General features: G+C 55.2%; 3 protein-coding genes and 1 rRNA gene. 3 read left to right on the plus strand and 1 reads right to left on the minus strand.

Going from position 1 to position 6,000, the window contains the following annotated elements; genetic code table 11:
• Nucleotides 1–321 precede the first annotated feature (321 nt).
• Nucleotides 322–1,257, minus strand: coding sequence for a LysR family transcriptional regulator (locus BFP89_RS18210; RefSeq protein ID WP_065886799.1), 936 nt, complete (start codon nucleotides 1,255–1,257; stop codon nucleotides 322–324).
• Between the two features lie 158 nt (nucleotides 1,258–1,415).
• On the opposite strand from BFP89_RS18210, the gene BFP89_RS18215 reads away from it, so the two are divergent.
• The 3 genes from BFP89_RS18215 to BFP89_RS18225 all read left to right on the plus strand — a co-directional run bounded on the left by BFP89_RS18215 (nucleotide 1,416) and on the right by BFP89_RS18225 (nucleotide 5,926).
• Nucleotides 1,416–2,597 carry an acyl-CoA dehydrogenase gene (locus BFP89_RS18215; protein ID WP_065886800.1) on the plus strand — a complete coding sequence of 394 codons (1,182 nt, stop codon included), beginning with the start codon at nucleotides 1,416–1,418 and terminating at the stop codon, nucleotides 2,595–2,597.
• A 13-nt stretch (nucleotides 2,598–2,610) separates the two neighbouring features.
• Nucleotides 2,611–3,831, plus strand: a complete 1,221-nt coding sequence (locus BFP89_RS18220; RefSeq protein ID WP_065886801.1) for a CaiB/BaiF CoA transferase family protein — start codon at nucleotides 2,611–2,613, stop codon at nucleotides 3,829–3,831.
• 558 nt (nucleotides 3,832–4,389) lie between these two features.
• Nucleotides 4,390–5,926 (plus strand): 16S ribosomal RNA (locus BFP89_RS18225).
• Nucleotides 5,927–6,000 lie beyond the last annotated feature (74 nt).

Here is a 6,000-nt window from a genome sequence, read left to right on the forward strand (position 1 = left end):
TCCCGCTGAAATGACAGCGGGGCGCGGCATTTTGCAGGCGAACTTTACGGCCTTCAAGGGATTATGACGGGTGACGAAAAATTAACTACAAGTCACCCTGTGACTGATTGTCGCAACGTGCCGAAATAACCTCTTTAAATACAAGCAATTAAAGGCTTGTAGGCGGTAGCGCACGGTTTTTTAATCGTCGGCGTGAATAGTCGGTTATTGAACCGTAATAGTCGCTGCAAGCCTTATCATTCATGGCTTTGCGCTCCTTTTTTGTTCAACAGATACAGTCTGTTTAAATGCGACATCCGCGTATATCTGTAGTGCTTTTATTTAGTTGACTACAAGGTCAGTAAATGGGGGTTGGCCTTGGGTGTCGGGGTTGTAGCGCCGGGATTGCTCGATGAGCCAATCGCGGAACGCATGCAGGGACGCGGATTTGACCTTTCGTTCCGGAATCATCAGGTAATAAGACTTATCGCTGGGCAGGGTATGGTGGCTCGCGATCACCAAGTGCTGCTCTTTCAACTCTCGCTGGATCAGGAAGGGCGGGATCAGCGCAATGCCCATGTCATGCATTGCCGCCTGGGACAACATTGAGAATAGCTCGTAACGCGGGCCTGTCATGTCGCGGGGAACGCTCATCTGTTGGGCGTTGAACCACTGGCGCCAGGCGTAAGGGCGCGTTGTCTGCTGCAAGAGGGGCAGGTCGGCCATTTCCTGGGGGGTAAAGTGCGCGCGGTCGCCGAGTAAGCGTGGGCTGCACACGGGGACAGGGTTTTCCCCCATGAGCCTGTGGGATTCGGTGCCGGACCAGTCGGCATCGCCGAAATAGATCGCAGCGTCGAACTCGGTGTCGGCAAACAGGAAGGGGCGCGTGCGGTTGGTCAGGTTGACCGTCACTTCCGGGTGCCGCTGTTGAAAGTCCTTCAGGCGCGGGATCAACCATTGGGTGCCGAAAGTCGGTACCACAGCCAGTTCGATGACATTCGCGCCCTGCTGGCCCATGACCGAAAGGGTGTCGCGTTCTACTGCATCCAGTTGCGTTGCCACCCTGCGGCTATAAGACAGCCCCGCCTCGGTCAGCTTTACCCCGCGCCGCGAGCGTCGAAACAGTTCGACACTCAAAAATTCTTCAAGGCTGGCGATCTGTCGGCAAATCGCACCTTGAGTGATGGAAAGCTCCTGTGCTGCCTTGGTGAAGCTCTCATGGCGGGCGGCTGCTTCGAAACTGATAAGCGCGGTAGTGCTGGGGATTTTCCTGCGCATGTACATTGTCCTCACATATAAGACGCTTTTTTGGCCTTGTCAGGCGTTACGAAGTGAGAAATTAGCACAACCCCATGCAGAAACCTCGTTTGCCCTCGGCGTCGCCCCGGCCTAGTCTGCCTGCACGACGTTTTGATTCTTTTCGTGAGGACTTATTCATGGCTGGCAAGGCAAGCTTCAACTGGATCGATCCGCTGCTGCTGGATCAACAGCTCACCGAAGAAGAGCGCATGGTGCGCGACAGCGCCGAGCAATTTGCTCGGGACAAGTTGGCGCCCCGTGTGCTTGAAGCTTTCCGTCATGAAAAGACCGACCCCGCGATCTTCCGCGAGATGGGCGAAACCGGCTTGCTGGGGGCCATGATTCCCGAGCAATACGGTGGCAGTGGCTTGAACTACGTCAGCTATGGGTTGATTGCTCGTGAAGTCGAGCGTGTCGATTCCGGTTATCGCTCGATGATGAGTGTGCAGTCCTCATTGGTCATGGTGCCGATCAATGAATTCGGCACCGAAGCGCAAAAGCAGAAGTACCTGCCGAAACTGGCCTCCGGCGAATGGATCGGCTGCTTCGGTCTCACCGAGCCCAATCACGGTTCTGATCCAGGCGCGATGATTACCCGTGCGCGCAAAGTGGAAGGCGGCTACAGCCTGACTGGCGCGAAGATGTGGATCACCAACAGCCCGATCGCCGACGTGTTTGTGGTGTGGGGCAAGGACGACGCCGGCGACATACGCGGTTTTGTACTGGAGAAGGGCTGGAAAGGCCTGAGTGCTCCGGCGATTCACGGCAAGGTCGGCTTGCGGGCGTCCATTACGGGCGAAATTGTCATGGACAACGTGTTTGTGCCCGAAGAGAACATCTTTCCGGACGTGCGTGGCTTGAAAGGTCCGTTTACTTGCCTGAACTCGGCGCGATACGGCATCTCCTGGGGCGCGCTGGGGGCCGCGGAGTTCTGCTGGCATACCGCGCGCCAGTACACCCTTGATCGTCATCAGTTTGGTCGCCCGTTGGCGGCGACGCAGTTGATCCAGAAAAAGCTGGCCGACATGCAGACCGAGATCACGTTGGCGCTGCAAGGTTGTCTGCGCCTGGGGCGGATGAAGGATGAGGGAACGGCGGCGGTTGAGATTACTTCGATCATGAAGCGCAACTCATGTGGCAAGTCTCTGGATATCGCGCGCATGGCCCGGGACATGCTGGGCGGCAACGGCATCTCCGACGAGTTTGGGGTGGCGCGTCATCTGGTCAACCTGGAAGTGGTCAACACCTATGAAGGTACGCATGACGTGCATGCCTTGATCCTGGGGCGCGCGCAAACCGGTCTTCAGGCCTTCTATTAATAGGAGCACGGACATGGGCGCGCTTTCGCATCTGCGTGTACTGGATTTATCGCGAGTACTGGCGGGCCCTTGGTCCGGGCAGATACTCGCGGACCTTGGGGCCGAGGTGATCAAGGTCGAAAGGCCGGGCAATGGTGACGACACGCGCGCCTGGGGGCCGCCTTTTCTCAAGGATGCTGATGGTGAGAACACCAGTGAGGCCGCGTACTACCTGTCCGCCAACCGGAACAAGGCTTCGGTGACCATCGACTTCACCAGGCCTGAGGGGCAGAAGCTGGTGCGTGACCTGGCTGCCAAGTCGGACATTCTGATCGAGAACTTCAAAGTGGGTGGCCTGGCAGCTTATGGTCTGGATTATGAGTCGCTCAAGGCGATCAATCCGGAGCTGATCTATTGCTCGATTACCGGCTTTGGCCAGACCGGCCCCTATGCAACCCGTGCCGGCTATGACTTCATGATTCAAGGGCTGGGTGGGTTGATGAGCCTCACCGGTCGGCCTGAGGGTGATGAGGGCGCGGGGCCGGTGAAGGTTGGGGTGGCGTTGACCGATATCCTCACCGGGCTTTATTCGACCGTAGCCATCCTGGCGGCGCTTGCTCACCGGGATCACGACGGCGGTGGGCAGCATATTGATATGGCGCTGCTGGATGTGCAGGTAGCTTGCCTGGCTAACCAGGCGATGAACTACCTGACCACGGGAGTTTCGCCAAAGCGTCTGGGCAATGCGCATCCGAACATCGTGCCTTATCAGGACTTTCCTACGGCTGATGGTGATTTCATCCTGACCGTGGGTAATGACGGGCAGTTTCGCAAGTTCGCCGAGGTGGCCGGACAACCCCAGTGGGCGGATGATCCGCGGTTCTCTACGAATAAGATGCGAGTTGCCAATCGTGCGGTGCTGGTTCCACTGATTCGGCAGGCGACCGTGTTCAAGACTACGGCAGAGTGGGTATCGCGGCTGGAGAAGGTAGGTGTGCCGTGTGGGCCGATCAATGATCTGGCGCAGATGTTTGCCGATCCGCAGGTCAAGGCGCGTGGGTTGGCCATAGAGTTGCCTCACGCGTTGGCGGGGATGGTGCCTCAGGTTGCCAGTCCCATCCGGCTTTCCAAGACACCCGTGGAATATCGTAATGCGCCTCCGCTGTTGGGTGAGCATACGGTTCAAGTGCTGCAAAGTGTGCTGGGGCTGGCGCCGTCGAATGTAGCTGCTTTAAGAGAGGCTGGCGTTGTCTGAGCGATCTCTTCTATATAGAGGAGCGTCGGTCGTTTTCTGATCAATCCTAACTATTTGATAAGAAAACGAAATTAGTCGTTGACGGCAGATTCTGTGCGCCTATAATTCGCCCCACTTCCGGCGCAGTCGAAACGGAAAACTTTTTGGTAAACAATGAGTTAAGCAGTTTTCGACAGCAGGTCGCTTCAGTTCATCGAAGCCAAAAGGAAGTTGAAAAAGAGGTGTTGACAGCAGCGTGTAACGCTGTAGAATTCGCCTCCCGCTTACGAGAGATCGCAAGCGCAAGTGGTTGAAGTTGTTGAAGAATTCTTCGAAAACTTCTGAAAATAACCGCTTGACAGCAAATGAGGCTGCTGTAGAATGCGCGCCTCGGTTGAGACGAAACATCTTAACCAACCGCTCTTTAACAACTGAATCAAGCAATTCGTGTGGGTGCTTGTGGAGTCAGACTGATAGTCAACAAGATTATCAGCATCACAAGTTACTCCGCGAGAAATCAAAGAATAACCAACGATTGCTGAGCCAAGTTTAGGGTTTCTTAAAAACCCAAAGATGTTTGAACTGAAGAGTTTGATCATGGCTCAGATTGAACGCTGGCGGCAGGCCTAACACATGCAAGTCGAGCGGTAGAGAGAAGCTTGCTTCTCTTGAGAGCGGCGGACGGGTGAGTAAAGCCTAGGAATCTGCCTGGTAGTGGGGGATAACGTTCGGAAACGGACGCTAATACCGCATACGTCCTACGGGAGAAAGCAGGGGACCTTCGGGCCTTGCGCTATCAGATGAGCCTAGGTCGGATTAGCTAGTTGGTGAGGTAATGGCTCACCAAGGCGACGATCCGTAACTGGTCTGAGAGGATGATCAGTCACACTGGAACTGAGACACGGTCCAGACTCCTACGGGAGGCAGCAGTGGGGAATATTGGACAATGGGCGAAAGCCTGATCCAGCCATGCCGCGTGTGTGAAGAAGGTCTTCGGATTGTAAAGCACTTTAAGTTGGGAGGAAGGGCAGTTACCTAATACGTGATTGTTTTGACGTTACCGACAGAATAAGCACCGGCTAACTCTGTGCCAGCAGCCGCGGTAATACAGAGGGTGCAAGCGTTAATCGGAATTACTGGGCGTAAAGCGCGCGTAGGTGGTTTGTTAAGTTGGATGTGAAATCCCCGGGCTCAACCTGGGAACTGCATTCAAAACTGACTGACTAGAGTGTGGTAGAGGGTGGTGGAATTTCCTGTGTAGCGGTGAAATGCGTAGATATAGGAAGGAACACCAGTGGCGAAGGCGACCACCTGGACCAACACTGACACTGAGGTGCGAAAGCGTGGGGAGCAAACAGGATTAGATACCCTGGTAGTCCACGCCGTAAACGATGTCAACTAGCCGTTGGGAGCCTTGAGCTCTTAGTGGCGCAGCTAACGCATTAAGTTGACCGCCTGGGGAGTACGGCCGCAAGGTTAAAACTCAAATGAATTGACGGGGGCCCGCACAAGCGGTGGAGCATGTGGTTTAATTCGAAGCAACGCGAAGAACCTTACCAGGCCTTGACATCCAATGAACTTTCCAGAGATGGATTGGTGCCTTCGGGAACATTGAGACAGGTGCTGCATGGCTGTCGTCAGCTCGTGTCGTGAGATGTTGGGTTAAGTCCCGTAACGAGCGCAACCCTTGTCCTTAGTTACCAGCACGTCATGGTGGGCACTCTAAGGAGACTGCCGGTGACAAACCGGAGGAAGGTGGGGATGACGTCAAGTCATCATGGCCCTTACGGCCTGGGCTACACACGTGCTACAATGGTCGGTACAGAGGGTTGCCAAGCCGCGAGGTGGAGCTAATCCCACAAAACCGATCGTAGTCCGGATCGCAGTCTGCAACTCGACTGCGTGAAGTCGGAATCGCTAGTAATCGCGAATCAGAATGTCGCGGTGAATACGTTCCCGGGCCTTGTACACACCGCCCGTCACACCATGGGAGTGGGTTGCACCAGAAGTAGCTAGTCTAACCTTCGGGAGGACGGTTACCACGGTGTGATTCATGACTGGGGTGAAGTCGTAACAAGGTAGCCGTAGGGGAACCTGCGGCTGGATCACCTCCTTAATCGACGACATCAGCTGCTCCATAAGTTCCCACACGAATTGCTTGATTCATTGAAGAAGACGAAAGAAGCAGCC

The sequence above is a fragment of the Pseudomonas sp. 31 R 17 genome (genome assembly GCF_900004915.1).
Taxonomy (GTDB): Bacteria; Pseudomonadota; Gammaproteobacteria; order Pseudomonadales; family Pseudomonadaceae; genus Aquipseudomonas; species Aquipseudomonas orientalis_A.